The organism is Methylobacterium sp. Leaf88, from assembly GCF_001422795.1.
Lineage (GTDB): Bacteria > Pseudomonadota > Alphaproteobacteria > Rhizobiales > Beijerinckiaceae > Methylobacterium.
This window is the reverse complement of the sequence record NZ_LMMK01000045.1, coordinates 310865-328547: the sequence shown is the minus strand read 5'-3', so window position 1 is coordinate 328547 and position 17683 is coordinate 310865. Positions and strand designations below refer to the sequence as shown.

18 protein-coding genes are annotated in these 17683 nt (G+C 71.9%); 9 read left to right on the top strand and 9 right to left on the bottom strand.

The features are described 5' to 3' along the window. Positions 1–106: 106 nt before the first annotated feature. Positions 107–835, bottom strand: coding sequence for a Tim44/TimA family putative adaptor protein (locus ASF20_RS18050; protein ID WP_056218452.1), 729 nt, complete (start codon positions 833–835; stop codon positions 107–109). A gap of 548 nt (positions 836–1383) precedes the next feature. Here ASF20_RS18050 and secB point away from each other — a divergent pair. The 4 genes from secB (at position 1384) to hisS (ending at position 5527) form a co-directional block, all read left to right on the top strand. After that, the gene (secB, locus tag ASF20_RS18045) at positions 1384–1893 is read left to right on the top strand and encodes a protein-export chaperone SecB (protein WP_056218455.1); all 510 of its coding nucleotides are present in this window, start codon (positions 1384–1386) and stop codon (positions 1891–1893) included. Positions 1894–2054: 161 nt separating this feature from the next. Beyond that, positions 2055–3365 carry an MFS transporter gene (locus tag ASF20_RS18040; protein WP_082501424.1) on the top strand — a complete coding sequence of 437 codons (1311 nt, stop codon included), beginning with the start codon at positions 2055–2057 and terminating at the stop codon, positions 3363–3365. 79 nt (positions 3366–3444) lie between these two features. Then, a complete protein-coding gene (locus ASF20_RS18035) occupies positions 3445–3936 on the top strand; it encodes a DUF3429 domain-containing protein (RefSeq protein ID WP_056276394.1) in 492 nt (163 codons plus the stop codon). Between the two features lie 82 nt (positions 3937–4018). Next, positions 4019–5527 carry a histidine--tRNA ligase gene (gene hisS / locus ASF20_RS18030; RefSeq protein ID WP_056276718.1) on the top strand — a complete coding sequence of 503 codons (1509 nt, stop codon included), beginning with the start codon at positions 4019–4021 and terminating at the stop codon, positions 5525–5527. Positions 5528–5579: 52 nt separating this feature from the next. Here the strand turns inward: hisS and ASF20_RS18025 are convergent, their stop codons facing one another. Then, entirely contained in the window at positions 5580–6002 is a 423-nt protein-coding gene (locus ASF20_RS18025; RefSeq protein WP_055946503.1) for an organic hydroperoxide resistance protein, read from the bottom strand. 188 nt (positions 6003–6190) lie between these two features. Between ASF20_RS18025 and ASF20_RS25305 the strand changes: the two genes are divergently transcribed. After that, on the top strand, positions 6191–6775 hold the full coding sequence (locus ASF20_RS25305; RefSeq protein ID WP_156394222.1) for a MarR family transcriptional regulator: 585 nt from the start codon (positions 6191–6193) through the stop codon (positions 6773–6775). Positions 6776–6917: 142 nt separating this feature from the next. Here ASF20_RS25305 and ASF20_RS18015 read toward each other — a convergent pair whose 3' ends face one another. Beyond that, entirely contained in the window at positions 6918–7280 is a 363-nt protein-coding gene (locus ASF20_RS18015; protein WP_056218463.1) for a c-type cytochrome, read from the bottom strand. 304 nt (positions 7281–7584) lie between these two features. Between ASF20_RS18015 and ASF20_RS18010 the strand changes: the two genes are divergently transcribed. Further along, on the top strand, positions 7585–9018 hold the full coding sequence (locus tag ASF20_RS18010) for an FAD-linked oxidase C-terminal domain-containing protein (RefSeq protein WP_056218466.1): 1434 nt from the start codon (positions 7585–7587) through the stop codon (positions 9016–9018). A 121-nt stretch (positions 9019–9139) separates the two neighbouring features. Here the strand turns inward: ASF20_RS18010 and rlmJ are convergent, their stop codons facing one another. The 4 genes from rlmJ to ASF20_RS17990 all read right to left on the bottom strand — a co-directional run bounded on the left by rlmJ (position 9140) and on the right by ASF20_RS17990 (position 12383). Next, entirely contained in the window at positions 9140–9985 is an 846-nt protein-coding gene (gene rlmJ / locus ASF20_RS18005) for a 23S rRNA (adenine(2030)-N(6))-methyltransferase RlmJ (RefSeq protein WP_056276391.1), read from the bottom strand. 64 nt (positions 9986–10049) lie between these two features. Next, positions 10050–10685: a ribonuclease T2 gene (locus ASF20_RS18000; RefSeq protein ID WP_056276715.1), complete on the bottom strand. Its 636-nt coding sequence runs from the start codon at positions 10683–10685 to the stop codon at positions 10050–10052. Positions 10686–10747: 62 nt separating this feature from the next. Continuing rightward, positions 10748–11215 (bottom strand): hypothetical protein, encoded by a 468-nt coding sequence (locus ASF20_RS17995; RefSeq protein WP_056218471.1) that lies wholly within the window; start codon positions 11213–11215, stop codon positions 10748–10750. A gap of 151 nt (positions 11216–11366) precedes the next feature. Further along, positions 11367–12383 (bottom strand): extensin family protein, encoded by a 1017-nt coding sequence (locus tag ASF20_RS17990; protein WP_056276388.1) that lies wholly within the window; start codon positions 12381–12383, stop codon positions 11367–11369. A 110-nt stretch (positions 12384–12493) separates the two neighbouring features. On the opposite strand from ASF20_RS17990, the gene ASF20_RS17985 reads away from it, so the two are divergent. Together ASF20_RS17985 and ASF20_RS17980 are read left to right on the top strand one after the other, a co-directional pair. After that, positions 12494–13732, top strand: a complete 1239-nt coding sequence (locus ASF20_RS17985) for an amidase (protein WP_056276384.1) — start codon at positions 12494–12496, stop codon at positions 13730–13732. A 77-nt stretch (positions 13733–13809) separates the two neighbouring features. Then, positions 13810–14577: a methyltransferase domain-containing protein gene (locus ASF20_RS17980; protein WP_056276381.1), complete on the top strand. Its 768-nt coding sequence runs from the start codon at positions 13810–13812 to the stop codon at positions 14575–14577. A 23-nt stretch (positions 14578–14600) separates the two neighbouring features. On the opposite strand, the gene metW is transcribed toward ASF20_RS17980, so the two are convergent. Together metW and ASF20_RS17970 are read right to left on the bottom strand one after the other, a co-directional pair. After that, positions 14601–15308, bottom strand: a complete 708-nt coding sequence (gene metW / locus ASF20_RS17975) for a methionine biosynthesis protein MetW (protein WP_082501423.1) — start codon at positions 15306–15308, stop codon at positions 14601–14603. After that, the gene (locus tag ASF20_RS17970) at positions 15305–16522 is read right to left on the bottom strand and encodes a homoserine O-acetyltransferase (RefSeq protein WP_056276378.1); all 1218 of its coding nucleotides are present in this window, start codon (positions 16520–16522) and stop codon (positions 15305–15307) included. Before ASF20_RS17970 ends, metW begins: the two co-directional genes overlap by 4 nt. Positions 16523–16824: 302 nt before the next feature. On the opposite strand from ASF20_RS17970, the gene ASF20_RS17965 reads away from it, so the two are divergent. Further along, on the top strand, positions 16825–17683 hold an 859-nt coding region (locus tag ASF20_RS17965; protein ID WP_056276709.1), incomplete at its 3' end, for a chorismate mutase.

Sequence of the window (17683 nt, the reverse complement as noted above, 5' to 3'; positions counted from 1 at the left end):
CTCGGCCGCGGGGGCGGCCGAGCCGGGGGAGGGGAGGCTGAGGGCGGCGAGGAGACTCGCCGCGGGACGGAAGAACCGGATCACGCGACCTTGGGCCCCTTGAGGCTCAGGCGCCGGCTTCCGTGGCGACGAGCTGCCAGTTCGGGTCGCGGGTGCCCAGCGTCCGGGCGAAGGTCCAGACGTCCGGCACCTCGACCACCGCCTCGGCGCTGCCGTCGGTCACCTGCCCCTGCGCGTTGCGGGTGGCGGTGATGAGGTGGGAGAGGAAGTGCACGGTGACCTGCGCGACGCGGTTCTTCACGTCGACGGCCACGATCTCGGCCTTGTCGAGGGAGACGAAGGTGGTCTCCACGGTCTCGCGGCGGGCCTCGCGGGCGTCGATCTCGCGCTCGAAGCCCTCGCAGACCTCGCGGGAGAGCAGGCTGCGCAGGGTCTTGCGGTCGCCCTTGGCGAAGGCGATCACGATGGCCTCGTAGGCGCTGCGGGCCCCCTCCACGAAGGCGCGCGGATCGAAGGCGGGCTCGACCTGGACGATGGATTCGAGGCCCTGGGCGATGGCCGAGCCGGGCTCGGCAATGCCGCGCCAGTCGCGCACGTCGGTCTTCACCGCGGTCTGGCCGCGATCGGCCGGGGGCTGGACCCGGTCGGCGCCGGGCAGGCGCACGACGTTGTCGCCTTCCCCGCGGGCCGGCGGCTCGGTGCGGCTGCGGTCCACCGGCTTGAAGGGCGAGCGCTCCGTGCCGGTCTTCTGACCCAGCACCGAGCGCAGGCGCCAGATGACGAAGACCGCCAGCGCGAGAAAGATCAGGGTCGTCAAGTCGAAGGAGTCCTGCATCACTGATCCGATCGTGGCCGTGGCACGAATACGTTACTTCACGGGGCTCTGGAAACCCGGCCCGGGTCCTCGGCTGACATGCGTGGCCGAGACACGCCCGGCCGAATAGGTCCGGCCAGGAAGGATCTGGCCGGGAGAGATCTGGCCAGAAAGATCTGGCCATGTCGCGCATTCCCCCGGCCCCGCGCAAGGCGCAGGCCGGGTTCCTGCGCGCGGAAGTCTCGATCGGGGTCGAACCTCCGGGCTCGTGCGGAGATATGGATATCGCGGGCGGCGATTCCAGGCGAGGGCGCGCGCCTGCGCCGCCTTGACCCGGCGGCGGCCCCGACGGGTCCCGCGTCCCGGGCTCCCAGGCTCGCCTTGTCCCGTGCGGGCGAGCGTGATAGCGCGCTATCGCGCGGGCCGGGCGGTGGTGGCAGGCCAGTGTGCAGGCCGGTGCGCCCGGTTCCGGGCGACCGGGATCGGCGCCCACGGGGTTCGCCCCCGGGAGAGCGCATCAGACCCGGGCCCCACCGCGCCCCGACGATCCAGGAAGAGGACAGAACGCCATGGCCGACACTCCGGCACCGAACGGCAACGGTGGCGCCACGGCGCAGACCGACGACGCGACGCCGACGATCAACGCGCTCGCGCAGTACACCAAGGATCTCTCCTTCGAGAATCCGAACGCGCCGCGCTCCCTGCAGCCGCAGGAAAGCGGGCCGCAGATCAACATCCAGGTGAACGTCAACGCCAAGCAGGTGGCCGAGTTCGATTTCGAGGTCGACCTGACCCTGGAAGGCGATGCCAAGATCGCCAACGAAGTGCTGTTCGCCTTCGAGCTGACCTATGCGGGCATCTTCCGCATGCGCAACATCCCGCAGGACCAGCTCCACCCGGCCGTGATGATCGAGTGCCCGCGCCTGCTCTTCCCCTTCGCGCGCCAGATCGTCGCCGAGGCCGTGCGCAACGGCGGCTTCCCGCCCCTCTACATCGACCCGATCGACTTCGTCGGCCTCTACCGCCAGAAGGCCATGGAGGCCCAGGCCCAGGGCGAGACCGGCCCGCTCGCCTCCTGAGAGCGCGCGTCGCGCCCCGTCCGCCCGGGGCGGGATCCGGGGTCCTGAGGATCGAAGGCCGGACTTGAGGATCGAAGGCCGGACTTGGCCGTTACTCGCAGCCAGTCCGGCCGCGGCCCCGCGTGCCGCCGGTCGCCGGATCGCCCCAGCCCCGGGATCGCATGCTCGCCACACACCACCTCGCCCTGATCAACGTCTTCACGGGCGACATCCAGGGCGGGCTCGGACCGTTCCTCGGCACCTGGCTCGCGGAAGCCGCGTCGTGGAGCCCCTCGCGGATCGGCTTCGTCACCACCCTGGTGGGGATCGGCTCCCTCCTCCTCAGCGGCCCCTTCGGCGCCCTGGTCGACCGCCTCGGCCGGCCCCGGATGCTGATCGCCGTGGCCTGCGGCGCCATCCTGTGCGGCACCCTGCTGCTGCTCCCCGCACGCGGCGTCATCCCGGTCTTCGCCGCGCAGATGATGGCGGCGGCGGGCGGCACGCTGCTGCTGCCGGCCGTCACCGCCCTGACCCTCGGCATCGTCGGCAAGGACCGCTTTCCGAAGCAACAGGGCCGCAACCAGGCCTTCAACCATCTCGGCATCCTGCTCGCGGCCGGCGGCATCAGCCTCGGCACCGGCTGGTTCGGCCCCGCCATCGCCTTCTGGGTGCTGGGCGCCATGGCGGTGCTGGCCATCGTGGCGGCGCTGACGACGCCGGGGCATTGCTACAGCGAGCGCCGGGCCGTGGGCTGGCAGGAGGAGGGCGACGACACGCCCGAGCGCGCCGGCCTGCGCAGCATCGTGGCCAACCGCAAGCTCCTCGTCCTCGCCGTGGCGCTGGCCCTGTTCAACCTCGGCAACGGCGGCATGCTCTCGCTGCTCGGCCAGAAGCTGGTGGCCACCGCCGTCGACGCCACGAGCTGGACCGCCCGCTACGTCATGGTGGCGCAGCTGGTGATGATCCCCGTGGCGCTCTTCGCCGGATCGCTCGCCGACCGGCGCGGGCGGCGCCAGCTCCTCATCGCCGCCTGCGCGGTGCTGCCGGTCCGCGCCGCGCTCTCGGCCTTAATCGACGATCCCCTCTGGCTGATCTCGGCCGAAATCCTCGACGGCGTCGCCTCCGGCATCATCGGCGTGGCCGTGCCGGTGGTGGTGGCCGACCTGACCTGGGGCTCCGGTCGCACCCAGACGGCGCTCGGCGCCCTCAACGCCCTCCAGGGCATCGGCGGCGCCCTCTCGGCCTGGTACGGCGGCCTCGCCCAGGCGATGCTCGGCTGGACCGGCGCCTTCCTGGCGCTGGGGGCGCCCGCCCTCGTCGCCCTCGGCCTCGTCCTGTGGCTCGACACCACCAGCGAGAGTCGCGGCGGACGCGAAGGCGACGGACATCCGGGCGACGGGTCGTCCGCGAACGGCGCCGCCGCCGAGAGCGGGAGCGAACCCGGCCTCGGCACCGAGAAGGCTCGGGGCGCGCGCGAGCCGGAGACCGCCTGAGGGCGGATTGCCGCCCGGCGGAACAGGCCGCCCCCGCCCCGGTTTGGCGAGGGAGCCTCAGCCACCGGAGCCCCCGACCATGCACGATCGACCCGACGGACGGACCCTGCGGGTCACCGAACCGCGCGCCGTCCCCTGGCTCAGCGTCGTGTTCGGCTACGGCCCGATGCTGCCCTTCGTGGTCGGCGCCGTCACCGCCTGGGTCCGGCCCGGCGATCCCTTGGGCGAGGCCGCCCTGCTCCTGACGATCCTCTGGGGCTGCGCCATCCTGCTGTTCCTGTCGGGCGTGCGCCGGGGCCTCAGCTTCCGCACCGAGGGCGGGCCGACCCTCACCCAGATGGCCACCATGATCGGGCTGTTCAGCCTCGGCTTCGTCGCCCTGGCGCTGGCGACCCTGGACGCGGCAGTGGCCGCGCTGGTCCTGCTCCTCGTCGGATTCGGGGCGATCGCGGTGCTCGACCCGATCGCGGCACGGCGGGGCGAGGCGCCCCTGTTCTTCGCGCGCCTGCGCCCGGTGCAGATCCCCATCGCCCTCCTCAGCCTCGCGGCCCTCCTGGCCCTGAGGCTCTGAACGCCCCCCTGCTTGCCGCCCCCCGCCACCCGCGATAGAGCCCCCGGGACCCCGAACAGCCCCGATGGACGCGAAGATCACCATGGCCAAGGCCGATTCAACGAAGGCCGACACCCTGAAGCCGCGCCTGCCGCGCGGTTTCGTCGACCGGCGCGCGGACGAGATCGCCGCCCAGCACCGCATGCTGGAGACGATCCGGCAGAGCTTCGAACTCTTCGGCTTCGAGGCGCTGGAGACGCCCTTCGTCGAGTACACCGAGGCGCTGGGCAAGTTCCTGCCCGACCTCGACCGGCCGAACGCGGGCGTGTTCTCCTTCCAGGACGACGACGAATCCTGGCTCTCGCTGCGCTACGACCTCACCGCCCCCCTGGCCCGGCACGTGGCCGAGCACTTCGACGCGATCCCCAAGCCCTACCGGAGCTTCCGCGCCGGCTACGTCTTTCGCAACGAGAAGCCGGGTCCGGGGCGCTTCCGCCAGTTCATGCAGTTCGACGCCGACATCGTGGGCGCCGCTTCGGTGGCGGCGGATGCCGAGATCTGCATGCTGATGGCCGACACCCTGGAGAAGCTCGGGCTCACCGGCCAGTACGTGGTCAAGGTCAACAACCGAAAGGTGCTCGACGGGCTGATGGAGTCGATCGGGCTCAGCGGCCCCGACAAGGCCAGCCAGCGCCTGACCGTGCTGCGCGCCATCGACAAGCTCGACCGCCTCGGCGACGCGGGCGTGCGCGAGTTGCTGGGCGCGGGGCGCAAGGACGAGAGCGGCGACTTCACCAAGGGCGCCGGATTGCCCGATGAGGCGATCGGCCGGGTGCTGGCCTTCACCGGCTGGACCGGAGCGGGATCGGCGCCGGCCGACAACGCCACCACCCTGGCGAATTTCGAGACGTCGCTGGCGGGCAGCGCCATCGGCCTGGAGGGCGTGCGCGAGCTCGCCGAGATGGCCGCCCTGTTCGCGGCGGCCGGCTACAACGCCCGCATCCGCATCGACCCCTCGGTGGTGCGCGGGCTCGAGTACTACACCGGCCCGGTCTACGAGGCGGAGCTGACCTTCCCGGTGACCAACGAGGACGGACAGGTGGTGCGCTTCGGCTCGGTCTCGGGCGGCGGCCGCTACGACGGCCTCGTCGGGCGTTTTCGCGCCGAGCCGGTGCCGGCCACCGGCTTCTCCATCGGCGTCTCGCGCCTGTTCTCGGCGCTGCAGCTGGTGAAGAGCCCGCTGCTGGACGGCCTCGCCAAGCCCGGCCCCGTGGTGGTGCTGGTACTCGATCGGGACAACGTCGCCGATTACCAGCGCCTCGTCGCGGCCCTGCGCGAGGCCGGCATCCGGGCCGAGCTCTATCTCGGCGGCTCGGGCATGAAGGCGCAGATGAAGTATGCCGACCGGCGCGGATCCCCCTGCGCCATCATCCAGGGCTCGAACGAGCGCGAGGCCGGCGAGGTCCAGATCAAGGACCTGATCGAGGGCGCCAAGGCGGCGGCCGCCATCACCAGCAACGCCGCCTGGAAAGCCGCGCGCCCGGCCCAGTTCTCGGTGCCGGTGGCCGAGATGGTCGAGCGGGTGCGCGAGGTCCTGGGACGTCACTTCTGACGTCCCAGGCGCACGACGGGGCCGGGGAGTCCTGCTCCACGGCCGGGAGCCGTCAGGCGACCGAGATGTCGACCTGGATGTTGCCGCGGGTGGCGTGGGAGTAGGGGCACACCACGTCGGCGCGCTTCACCAGATCCTCGGCCACCGCCCGGTCGAGGCCCGGCAGGGTCGCCTTGAGGGCGACGACGAGGCCGAAGCCGGTACCGTCGTCCCGCGGGCCGATGCCGACGCTCGACTCGATCTTGGACTCCTCCGACACCGTGATCTTGTCCTTGCCGGCCACGAACTTGATCGCGCCGAGGAAGCAGGCAGCGTAGCCGGCCGCGAAGAGCTGCTCCGGGTTGGTGCCGGCGCCACCGCCGCCGCCCAGCTCCTTGGGGGTGGAGAGCTTGACGTCCACCTTGGCATCGTCGGTCGCGGCGGAGCCTTCACGGCCGCCGGTGGCATGGGCGTGGGCGGTGTAGAGTGCCTTCATGTCGGTCTCTCCTGCTGAACGAACGCGGGGATCGCACGCGTCGGTCCGGCCGGGGCCGGTCCATATCGATTGCGCGCAACCTAGTTATTTCCTCGCATAGAACTTGATTGTGCGCAATATGAAATTTGAATAAGATCGGTCCCGCGGCCCAAGTTCGGCGCGCGGCCCATCGTGAAGGATCGTTGAATATGTCGGGACGGCAGACCCGCACGCGCCGGGAGCCGGTGGCGGAGCCGGCATCCCCGGACGCCCTGAGCCTGGACAGCCAGCTCTGCTTTGCCGTCTATGCCACGGCCCATGCCTTCGGACGAGCCTATCGGGCCCTGCTGGCCGCGCATGACCTGACCTACCCGCAATATCTGGTCCTGCTGGTCCTGTGGGAGGAGGAGGGGCTGACGGTCAAGGAGATCGGCCAGCGCCTGTTCCTGGATTCCGGAACCCTGACGCCCCTGCTCAAGCGCCTGGAGGCGGCCGGCCACGTGAAGCGGGCGCGGGACCGGGCCGACGAGCGGCAGGTGAGCATCTTCCTGACCGAGCAGAGCCGGGCCCTGCGCGGCCGGATGGAATGCGTGCCGGACGAGGTGGGCGGCCTGACCGGCCTCGATCTCGAGGGGCGGCGGGCCCTCCTCGACATCCTGATGAACCTGCGCGGCGCGCTGCATGCGGGCCTCGGCGAGGGCCAGGCCGGCGCCGGCGAAGACCAAATCAGCCTCGGCGAGGGGAGGGACCGCTCCGTTCCCTCCGGCCGCGACGCCGCGCGACGCGGATCCTGAGGGACGCGAGGCATGAAAAAAGCCGCTCCCGCCGTGGCGGGAACGGCTTCCTGATCGAGCCCGGGCGGATGATCCCGGCCGGCCCCGAAGGACAGGCCGGACCGATCGCGGAACCCCGGGCCTCGGAATCAGGTCGTCAGGATCAGGACTTGGTCTTGAGGTAGGCGATGATGTCGTCGACCTTCTTGGGGTCCTTGATGCCGGGGAAGACCATCTTGGTGCCCGGAACCTTCTTCTTCGGGTCGACCAGCCACTCGTGGAGATTGGCCTCGTCCCAGGTGATTCCGGAGGCCTTCAGGGCCGCCGAGAAGGCGTAGCCGTCCGCGCCTTCGCCGGCCTTCGAGCCCACGACGCCCTTCAGGGTCGGGCCGACGCCGTTCTTCTCGAAGTTGTGGCAGGCCTTGCAGGGGGCGAAGGCCTTCTCGCCGGCGGCGGCGTCGCCCTCGGCATGCGCCGACAGAGGCAGCAGCAGGGCCAGGGCGGCGCCGAACATGACATGACGCATCGTGTTTTTCCTCCTAGAAGCGGCTTCAGCCGCTTGGGCTTATGGCAGAGCTTACCCGTTTAGAACAGATCGAGACAGGAACGCGCAAGGTCCGCCGCGATGAGCTGCGGCCAAAGGAAGCTTCCCCGGCGGCGTTCGGTTCCGCCGCCGTGGTCGAGGCCACGAACCGGATGCGCCGCGCCGGCGTTTGTCCTAAGGTCCACCGCAAAGCGCCGTCCGTCCCTCCGTCTCTCACCGCCGCTTGCTCATAGGCGATCGCGGCTGAGCGGATGATGAAGATGGCCCGCCCCCGGAGGACATGCCCATGTCGATCGCCTTTCCCGTGCCCGATGCCGCCATCGTCGCCCGCCGCGAGGCGATCATCGCGGGCCTCGCCCCCCTGGTCGCTCCGGAGGCCCTGGTCACGACGGAGGACGAGCGCCGCGCCTTCGAGACCGACGGGCTCACCGCCTACCGCAAGATGCCCCTGGCCGTGGTGCTGCCCTCCACCACCGCCGAGGTCTCGGCCGTGATGGCGTTCTGCCACGCCAACGGCGTCCGGGTGGTGCCGCGGGGCGCCGGCACCTCCCTGGCCGGCGGCGCCATCGCCCAGGAGGATGCGGTGATCCTCGGCATCTCGAAGATGAACCGCATCCTCGACATCGATTTCGAGAACCGCACCGCGCGGGTCGAGGCCGGCATCACCAACCTGGCCATCTCGGGCGCGGTCAGCCACGAGGGCTTCTTCTACGCCCCCGACCCCTCGAGCCAGCTCGCCTGCACCATCGCGGGCAACATCGCGATGAATTCGGGCGGGGCGCACTGCCTCAAGTACGGGGTGACCACCAACAACCTGCTCGGCGTGACCCTCGTGATGAACGACGGCACCGTGGTGACGATCGGCGGCACGCATCTCGACGCGCCCGGCTACGACCTCCTCGGTCTCGTCTGCGGCTCGGAGGGGCAGCTCGGCATCGTCACCGAGGCGACCGTACGCATCCTGCGGGCGGCGGAGGGCGCGCGCCCGGCCCTGGTCGGCTTCGGCTCGGTGGAGGATGCGGGCGCCTGCACGGCCGCGATCATCGGCGCGGGCATCATCCCGGTGGCGATCGAGTACATGGACCGCGAGGCGATCCTGATCACCGAGGACTTCGCCCAGGCGGGCTATCCGCGCGACGCCGAGGCCATGCTGATCATCGAGGTCGAGGGGTCCGACGCCGAGTGCACGGCGATGCTCGCCCGCATCGAGGCCATCGCCAGCGACTTCAACCCAACGAGCATCCGGGTCTCGAAATCCGAGGCCGAGAGCGCCGCCATCTGGAAGGGCCGCAAGTCCGCCTTCGGCGCCACCGGCCGGATCTCGGACTACATCTGCATGGACGGCACCATCCCCACCGGGCAGCTCCCCGGGGTGCTGGAGCGCATCGGGGCGATCTGCGCCGAGAAGGGCCTGCGCGTCGCCAACGTGTTCCATGCCGGCGACGGCAACCTGCACCCGCTGATCCTGTTCGACATCAACAAGCCGGGCGAGATGGAGAAGGCGGAGGCGGCCGGCGACGAGATCCTCAAGCTCTGCGTCGAGGTCGGCGGCTGCCTCACGGGCGAGCACGGCGTCGGCATCGAGAAGCGCGAGCTCATGCGCTTCCAGTACGCCCAGGAAGACCTAGAGCAGCAGATGCGGGTGCGGAACGTCTTCGACCCGCACTGGCTGATGAACCCCGCCAAGGTGTTCCCCCTGGAAGGGCGCCTGGTCGCCTGAATGCCGAGAGCCTGAGCGCCCAGGGTCTGTCAGGTTCCTCCTGAACCAGACAGCCCCTCGATTCCGGTCTCGTCGTTCGTCGTGTTCGGGATAGCCAGTTTCCGCCGATCCCTGACGACCTCTAGGGCTCGGCGCCGAAGGCCTCGCAGCGGAAGGCGCCGTAATCGGTGCGGGCCAGGCGTTCGGCGAGCGCCGGCAGGAACAGCGTCGCTTCCTCGGCGAGCCGCCACGGCGGGTTGACGACAATGAGGCCGTTGCCGTTGAGCCGGGTCGGATCGGGTTCGGACACCATGAGGTCGAGGCGCAGGGCCGGGCGGGCGAGAACCCGGTCGAGCTGCGCCACCATGTGGTCGACCTTGGCCACGTCCTTGATCGGGTACCAGCCGAGATAGATCCCGGTGGGCCACTTGGCCACCGCCCTGGCCAAGGCCGTTCCGAGGCGGTCGATCTCGCCGAGCTCCTCGTAGGGCGGGTCGATCAGGACCACGCCGCGGCGCTCCGGCGGCGGGATCAGCGCGTTGAGCGCGGTCCAGCCGTCGCGATGCATCACCTTCGACAGGGAATCCTGGTTGAAGCGCGCCCGCAGGATCTCGGCATCCGCCGGGTGCAGCTCCACGAACACGCCCTGGTCGGTGGGCCGCAGGAATTCGCGGATCAGGGCGGGCGAGCCGGGATAGGTGTCGGCCCCGTGCCGCTCCTGCACCGCCGCCACCGCCGCGCGGTAGGGCCCGAGCAGGGCTTCCACGGCCTCGGGAAAGGGGGAGTCGAGGCGGCCCCAGCCGTCCCGCCACTCGCCGGTGCGACCGGCCTCGTCGGCGGTGAGGTCGTAGAAGCCGAGGCCCGCATGGGTGTCGATCGCCCGGAAGCCCGTGGGCTTCAGGCAGAGATGCGCCAGCACCCGGCTCAGCACGAGGTGCTTCAGGACATCGGCGAAATTGCCGGCGTGGAAGGCGTGGCGGTAATTCATGGCGTCCGGGCCTGTCTCACCCCGCCCCCCGGCGCTCCGGCCCGGGGTGGAATCGCGGCATCATCTACCGCGCGGCGTCGATGGCGACCGCGTCGGCACGGCAATTCTGGCGCGCCACCTCGGGGCAGGGGGTGAAGCCGCGCAGGTCCTTGGCAAAGCAGATCCGCACCTCCTGGAGCTGGCCGCCCCGGCAGGTGACCGACATCATGTCGGGACGCAGGCCCCGGTTGGCCGCCACGAACTGCCGGGCGATGTCGATCGGCGCCATCCGGGTGTCGCGCTCGGGGGCCTTGAAGGCGTCCGGAAGGGTCACCGCCGCCCGGGCGTCGCGGGCCGCCTGGAAGTAGGAGACCGGGTCGAGCCCCGAGCAGGTGCCGTGGGTGCGCCACTCGTGCCGAGCGAGGCCCTCGCTCGGGTAGACCTCGCCCGCCACCGCGATCGCCTGGCGGGTGGGCGACCGCTCGACGGAGGAACAGTTGGACGGGTAGCCGCGGGTGTATTGCGGCCAGAGCCCGTGGACGACGAAGCCGAGGCCGCGTCCCGGCCGGCACTGGCCCTGCGCCTCGCGCCGGGCGCCGGGCCCCTCGCAGTAGGTCGGCGACCAGGACAAGGCCAGGACGTAGAAGTCGAACGTGCCCGGCGTGCCGCCGCGCTCGAAACCCTGCGCCATCGCCGGCGACGCCGGTCCGCCCGACGCCATCAGCGCCAGGGTCAGGCCCGCCAGGGTGCCGCGTGCGCGCGACCGGTGCCCGGCGGCAGGGCTCACGGACGGGCTTCGCGGCAGGCCGAGGAATAGGCGTAGGCGAGGTTGCGATCCAGGCCGTGGACGCAGAACTCGATGCCCCAGTCGGCGCCGATGATCCCGAGCCCGTCGCGCACCGAGTAGTCGACCTTGCGGCGGACGCCGTCCGAGGTGGTGGCCACGGCGCTGCAGAAGCGGCGCGGGACGTAGTCGAGGCCCCAAGGGCGCCAGGCCGTGCGCTCGATGTGCTCGTAGCGCAGGATGGTCAGGGACGAGTTCCAGAACTTCGCCTCCTTCTCGGCGAAGTGCGTCGAGAGCCGCTCCAGCACCTCGGGGGCCTGGCAGCCGGGGATGTCAGCGTCGTAGTTGAATTCGCGCTCCTCGGCGGGGGTGATCTCCTCGCGGCCGGAGCGGGCGAGCGCCGGCTGGAGGGCGCCCGCCAGGACGAGGCCGAGGGCGAGGGCGGTGGAGAGGGGATTCGGGCGCATGCCGGCGTCTTTGTTCCGCTGGAGTCCGTGGAGCTGACCCGAACGATGGCGGCTCGGCCCGCCCTGTCAAGCAGGCGGCCGGCCGCGCCGTCGCTTTCCGCGGACCCTGGGGTGCGCCGGGCACACCCCGGATGCGGGACCAGCGCGCCCGTCAGTAGATCGGTTCGGCGAGGCCGGGGGCCGCGAGCGAGAGCGGCTCGGCGGCGAAATCCTCCGGGGGGAGGGCGGCCGCGACCCGGGGCGCCGGGGCGCGCGGCACCGGACCCCGCGGCGCGGCGGCGTAGGCCACCGGCGGAGTGGTCGGACGAACGGCGGCCGGGCCGTGGGCGAGCTGCGCGGCCGGAACCTTCGCGGGTTGGCGCGCCGACATCGGGGCGACGCCGTAGGGATCGTCCTCCTCCACGTCGATCGGGGCCTGGGGCGGGGCGGGCAGGCGCTCGGGCGGACGGGGCCGGGCCGTGGCGCGCGGCACGCCGTCGGCACCGAGCTGCGGCGTGAACTTGATCAGCGGCTGGCAGATGCGACGCAGGCCGCGCGGGTCGTGCCGGGCGAGGTCGACGTGGATGTGGTCGTAGTGGAAGACGTTCGAGCCCGGCGCCAGCACGGTGGAGAACCGGGCGCAGGCACCGAGGAAGACCTCGCGCAGGAAGCTCTGCTCGGCCTCGGTACCGCGCCAGCCGCCCTTCACGGTGATGACGTAGCCGTCGGCGAGCTTGAACGACATGATGTCGACGGCATTGCCGAAGGAATGCTCGGAGAGCTTGGCGCCGGCCTGGTTGTTGCGGCCGCGGCAGGCATAGGTGCCGGCGTTGATCTCGGCCACGGGCTGGCCGAAATACAGGTTCGCGGCCGGCTGGATCGTGTCGGCGAGCCAGGCCTCGGCCTCGGTCAGCGCCGGGCAGGCCAGGGTCACCCGCTGCTTCAGGGCGACGGTCCCCTTGCCCAGGCGGGTGACGCGATAGGGCTGCAGCATGCCGCAGACGCCCGGCCCGCTGATCTCCTTGACGGGGGTGACGAACTCCGTCGTCTCCACCAGGCGTTTGGCATTGCAGGCCTGCTCGGTCTGGTCACGCCACGGCTCGCGCTGCTCAAACTTGTTGAGTGCACAGCCGGTGAGGCCCGCGCCGAACAGCGTCAGGGCCGAGAACGCAAATACGCTACGCCACATGACGCGGACGATGCGCCGGGTTCCGTAAACGTTGTGTCAACGATGCAGTGCGGGCGGCGTCCCTGTGGACGGGTGTTGACAGACGGCGGCCGAGGCCGGACCAAGCCCCCATGCTCTCCCTCGTCGATCTCCGCACCCGCATCGCTGCCGGCACCCTCGAACCCGCCGGCGCCATCCATCTCGCCGAGGCCGCCATCGCGGCGCGCGACCCCGGCATCGGGGCGATCGTCAGCCGAAATCCCGCCCCGGCGATCGCCGGCTCCGGGCCGCTGGCGGGCATCGCGGTCGGGGTCAAGGACATCATCGACACCGCCGACCTGCCGACGCAGATGGGGTCGCCGATCTATGCCGGCTGGCAGCCCAGGGCGGATGCCGCCATCGTGGCGCGTCTGCGGGCGCTCGGCGCCGTGCCCCTGGTCAAGACCAGCACCTCCCCCTTCGCCAGCCACGATCCCACCGCCACGGTGAACCCGCGCGACCCCGGCTACACGCCCGGCGGCTCCTCGGCGGGGTCGGCCGCGGCCGTCGCCGCCGGGATGGTGCCCCTCGCGCTCGGTACCCAGACCGGCGGCTCCGTGATCCGGCCGGCGGCCTTCTGCGGAGTGGCGGCGATCAAGCCGTCCTTCCGGCTCCTGCCGACGGTGGGCGTGAAGACCTTCTCCTGGGCGCTGGACACCGTCGGCCTGTTCGGCGCCGGCATCCGCGACGTCGCCCAGGGCCTGAGCCTGATCGCCGACCGGCCCGCCCTCGACCTCGACCTGGACGCGGCCCCCCAGGCCCCGCGCCTCGGCCTCTGCCTCCAGGGCTTCGCCGACGCGCCCGACCCGGACGCCCTCGCCGCCCTGCACCGGGCCGCCCGCGCGGCCGAGGCCGCCGGCGCCCGGGTCGTCGACCTCGTCCTGCCGGCCCCGCTACCGGAGGCCTGGGCGCAGCACCCCGTCATCCAGGACTACGAGGCACGCCAGGCGCTGGCCTGGGAATACGCCCACCACCGGGCGCAGCTCAGCCCGGAACTCGGCACGCAGCTCGATGCGGCCCAGGATCTCGTCGCCGCTCAGTACGACGCGGCGCGCCGCGCCGCGCACCGGGCCCGGCGCGCGTTGAAGGACCTGTTCGGAGATTTCGACGCGATCCTGACCCTGTCGGCCCCGGGCCGGGCGCCGGCCGGCCTCGGCACCACGGGCGACGCGCGCTTCAACCGCCTCTGGACCCTGATGGGCGTGCCCTGCGTCACCGTCCCGGTCCCCGGGGACGGCCTGCCCCTGGGCGTTCAGGTCGTCGCCCGCTTCGGCGACGATGGCCGGGCACTCGCCGTGGCACGGATGATCGAGCAAGCCCTGGCGGTGTAGCGCCCCGACGCGGCAAGCCGACGAGATAGAACGACGACTGCCCCTCGCCCCTGCCCGTATTACAGACGATCGCCCCAATGCATTCCTGGAAACAGGCCGTGGCCCGGGCCTTCGACGGGGCCGAGGGCTATGACGGCGCGGCGGCGATCCAGGCCGTGGTGGCGGAGCGCCTGGCCCGGCGCATCGGGGCCGAGCCCCTGGCACGGGCGCCGCGCATCCTCGAGATCGGCTGCGGCACCGGCCTGCTGACCGCGCATCTGCGCCGGCACCTGCCAGGGGGCGTTCTCGTGGCCTCGGACCTCGCCCCCGCCATGGTGCAGCGCTGCCGCGCCCGCCTCGCCGGAACCGCGGACCTGCGCTTCGTCGTCATGGATGCCGAGCGGCCGGCTTTCGCGCCCGGCTTCGACCTCATCGCCTCGAGCCTCGCGGCGCAATGGTTCGAGGACCTTCCCGGAACCCTGGCGCGCCTCGCCGCGCTGCTGGCCCCCGGCGGCCTGCTGGCGGTGGCGACGCTGGGCGCGGGCACCTTCGCCGAGTGGCGGGCGGCGCATGCGGCCCTGGGCCTGGAGGCGGCGACGCCCGTCTATCCGGCCTTGTCGGACCTCGCCGCGCTGGCCTGTCCGGGCTGCACCCTCGCGGTCTCCGCCGAGCCCGTGGTCGAGGCCCATGCCGACGGCCGGGCCTTCCTGGGTTCCCTGCGCGCCATCGGCGCCGGGACGCCCGGCGCCGCGCGGACCCTCGCGCCGGGCACGATGCGGCGGGTGCTGCGGGGCTTCGAGGCGGGGGGCGCGCAGGTCACCTACGAGGTCGCGACGCTGCTCATCCGGCGCGCGCGACAGGGTTAAGGGTTTTCACGTGCAACAGCGGCTCAGACCGCGGGTTGGGTGTCGCCGCCCGGGCCGCCGCCCCGCCGCAGCAGGAACACGCCCTGCGCGCCCATCAGGTTCCAGACCCACCAGGGCATCGCGAATCGCATCGGCCGGCCCCTGGCATCGAGGGCGGTGGCCTTCTCGATCTCGGCGTTCACGGTCCGGCACAGGCCGACGAAGTCGCGGATCGTGCAGTGATGGATGTTCTGGGTCTCGTACCATTCCTCGGGCATCAGAGCCGTGACCGGCATGCGACCCCGCAGGGCGAGTTCCGAGCGCACCCGCCAATGGCCGAAATTCGGGAAGGAGATGATCACCTGCCGGCCGATGCGCAGGAGATGCTCCAGCACGATGCGCGGGTTGCGCGTCGCCTGGATGGTCTGGGACAGGACGACCACGTCGAAGGCGTCGTCGGGATAGTTCGCCAGATCGGTGTCGGCGTCCCCCTGGATCACCGGCAGGCCCCGGGCGAGGCAGGCGTTCACGCCCTCCCGCGACAGCTCGATGCCGCGCCCGTCCACGCCGCGCCGGTCGCGCAGCAGGGCGAGCAGGGCGCCATCGCCGCAGCCGATGTCGAGGACCCGGGCGTTCGTCGGCACGAGGTCGAGCACCACGAGGTGGTCGACGCGGGTGCTGCCGGCCTCCTCGCGCGGCAGCGTCTCCGCCGCCTCCCAGGGCCGGTGCGCGAACCTCTCCGATCCCGTCACAGGCCGCGGGCCCGGGCGGCGGCGTCGATGTAGCCGCGTGCGGCGGCGAACATCGCCGGCTCGTCGAGGAGGAAGGCGTCGTGGCCCTTGTCGCTCTCGACCTCCACGAAGGCGACCGGGGCCGAGGCCGCGTTCAGGGCGTGGACGATGGCGCGGGATTCGGAGGTCGGGAACAGCCAGTCGGAGGTGAAGGAGATCACACAGAACCGGGTCTTCGTGCCCCGGAAGGCCTTGGCCAGCACTCCACCCTGGTCGGCGGCGAGGTCGAAATAGTCCATCGCCCGGGTGAGGTAGAGATAGGCATTGGCGTCGAAGCGCTCGACGAAGCTGAGGCCCTGGTGGCGCAGGTAGCTCTCGATCTGGAAGTCGGCGTTGAACGAGAAGGTGGGTGCCGAGCCACCCTGGAAGCGGCGGCCGAACTTGCGGTGCAGGGCCGGCTCCGACAGGTAGGTGATGTGCGCGCCCATGCGGGCGACGCCGAGGCCCTTGGCCGGCCGGGTGCCCGCCTCGAGGTAGCGCCCCTCGGCCCAGGCGGGATCGGCCATGATCGCCTGCCGGCCGACCTCGTGGAAGGCGATGTTCTGCGCGGAGTGGCGGGGCCCGGTGGCGATCGGCATCGCGGCGAACACCCGCTCGGGGTAGCTCGCGGCCCATTGCAGCACCTGCATGCCGCCCATGGAACCGCCGATGCAGAGGAACAGGTCGCGGATGCCGAGTCGGTCGAGCAGCATGGCCTGGGCCCGGACCATGTCGCGGATGGTCACGAGGGGAAAGTCGAGGCCGTAGGCCCGGCCCGTGGCCGGGTCGATCGAGGCCGGGCCGGTGGAGCCCATGCACGAGCCGATGACGTTGGAGCAGACGACGAAGTAGCGGTCGGTGTCCACGGGCTTGCCCGGCCCCACCAGGGTCTCCCACCAGCCGCGCTTGCCCGTCACCGGATGGGTGTGGGCGAAGTGCTGGTCGCCCGTGAGTGCGTGGCAGATCAGGACGGCGTTGGAGCGGTCCGCGTTGAGGGTGCCCGCCGTCTGGTAGGCGATCTGGAACGGTGCGAGCTGCACGCCGGCATCCATCGCCAGGGGCTCGTCCAGGCCGAACTGCGCCACGAGGCCCTTGGGCTCGCGGGCCTGGGACAGCTCGGCGCCCGGCGCGTCGGCGCGCACCGATTCGTCTTCGGGCGTGCCTGGCTTGAGGGCGGTATCCAGCGACATGGTCATGAAACGGGTTGGAGGAGACGGCGCGTCGGTCCTGGAGGGACGGCTCGGCGTGCCATCCGGAGAGAAGACCATGCGTCGTGAGGCGTTGAGGTAGTGTGCGCTCCCTCACGCGTCAACGAAAGGGCCACGCACCGCGCTTGGGGCCCGCCCACGGTTTCACAACCGCCCGGTCGCGCCGGTTCCGGGCAAACGGCTCTGGCCCTTCGGCGCGCGCGATCGTAGACCGGGGCGGTGGCGCCCGGGAGGCGAGACCCCGGCGCCGGCTCCCCCGATCGTCCCCACCGCACCCTCGCGAGCCCCCGATGCGCTTCACGACGAGACCCGCGCCGCCCCTCGACAACCTCGGCGACCTGCGCGCCGAGATCGATCGGATCGACGCCGAGATGCACGCCCTGCTGATCCAGCGCGGGTCGATCATCGACCGGCTGATCGCGGTCAAGCGCACCTCGGCCAGCGGCTCGGCCTTCCGGCCCGGACGCGAGGCCTCGATGATGCGGCGCGTCGCCGAGCGCCATCGCGGGCTCCTGCCCCTCGACACCGTGGAGGGGATCTGGCGGGTCATCATCGCCACCTTCACCTACGTGCAGGCGCCGTTCTCGGTCCATGCGGACATCTCGGGCGGGGATGCGCCGATGCGCGATTCCGCCCGCTTCCATTTCGGCTTCACGGTGCCCTACCGGCCCCACCCCACCTGCCTCGCGGTGATCGAGGCGGTGGCCGCCTCCCGCGGCGACCTCGGCATCTTCCGCCTTGACCCCGACGGCTCGGGCGCCACCACCGACGCCGCACCCTGGTGGGAAGGGCTCGTGGGCGCCGGCCGGCCCAAGGTCATCGCGCGCCTGCCCTTCATCGAGCGGCCCACCCACCCGGCCGGCACCCCGGTCTTCGTGGTCTCGAACCCGCTGGACGATCCGGCGGCGGCCCAGCGCGACTGGGTCCTCCATGCCACCCGCGTCGCCGCCTGGGAGCCGGAGGCCGCGCGGGCCCTGCAGGACCTCTACGGAGAGGTCGTCGCCCGCGCAGCCGGGCCGGACGGGCACGGCCTGCTCCTCGCCGTCCCCGGCGGGGTCAGCGCCCGGCAGCTGCACGAGGCCCTGACCCGGGCCGGCGCCGCCCCCGAGACCCTCGACGAGATCGGCAGCCACGCCGCCCGCTTCCGGG

Bases quoted from the DNA above. Each gene is read 5' to 3' on its own strand.
- ASF20_RS18050 (WP_056218452.1), bottom strand. From the start codon at position 835: ATGCAGGACTCCTTCGACTTGACGACCCTGATCTTTCTCGCGCTGGCG.
- secB (WP_056218455.1), top strand. From the start codon at position 1,384: ATGGCCGACACTCCGGCACCGAACGGCAACGGTGGCGCCACGGCGCAG.
- ASF20_RS18040 (WP_082501424.1), top strand. From the start codon at position 2,055: ATGCTCGCCACACACCACCTCGCCCTGATCAACGTCTTCACGGGCGAC.
- ASF20_RS18035 (WP_056276394.1), top strand. From the start codon at position 3,445: ATGCACGATCGACCCGACGGACGGACCCTGCGGGTCACCGAACCGCGC.
- hisS (WP_056276718.1), top strand. From the start codon at position 4,019: ATGGCCAAGGCCGATTCAACGAAGGCCGACACCCTGAAGCCGCGCCTG.
- ASF20_RS18025 (WP_055946503.1), bottom strand. From the start codon at position 6,002: ATGAAGGCACTCTACACCGCCCACGCCCATGCCACCGGCGGCCGTGAA.
- ASF20_RS25305 (WP_156394222.1), top strand. From the start codon at position 6,191: ATGTCGGGACGGCAGACCCGCACGCGCCGGGAGCCGGTGGCGGAGCCG.
- ASF20_RS18015 (WP_056218463.1), bottom strand. From the start codon at position 7,280: ATGCGTCATGTCATGTTCGGCGCCGCCCTGGCCCTGCTGCTGCCTCTG.
- ASF20_RS18010 (WP_056218466.1), top strand. From the start codon at position 7,585: ATGTCGATCGCCTTTCCCGTGCCCGATGCCGCCATCGTCGCCCGCCGC.
- rlmJ (WP_056276391.1), bottom strand. From the start codon at position 9,985: ATGAATTACCGCCACGCCTTCCACGCCGGCAATTTCGCCGATGTCCTG.
- ASF20_RS18000 (WP_056276715.1), bottom strand. From the start codon at position 10,685: ATGGCGTCGGGCGGACCGGCGTCGCCGGCGATGGCGCAGGGTTTCGAG.
- ASF20_RS17995 (WP_056218471.1), bottom strand. From the start codon at position 11,215: ATGCGCCCGAATCCCCTCTCCACCGCCCTCGCCCTCGGCCTCGTCCTG.
- ASF20_RS17990 (WP_056276388.1), bottom strand. From the start codon at position 12,383: ATGTGGCGTAGCGTATTTGCGTTCTCGGCCCTGACGCTGTTCGGCGCG.
- ASF20_RS17985 (WP_056276384.1), top strand. From the start codon at position 12,494: ATGCTCTCCCTCGTCGATCTCCGCACCCGCATCGCTGCCGGCACCCTC.
- ASF20_RS17980 (WP_056276381.1), top strand. From the start codon at position 13,810: ATGCATTCCTGGAAACAGGCCGTGGCCCGGGCCTTCGACGGGGCCGAG.
- ASF20_RS17970 (WP_056276378.1), bottom strand. From the start codon at position 16,522: ATGACCATGTCGCTGGATACCGCCCTCAAGCCAGGCACGCCCGAAGAC.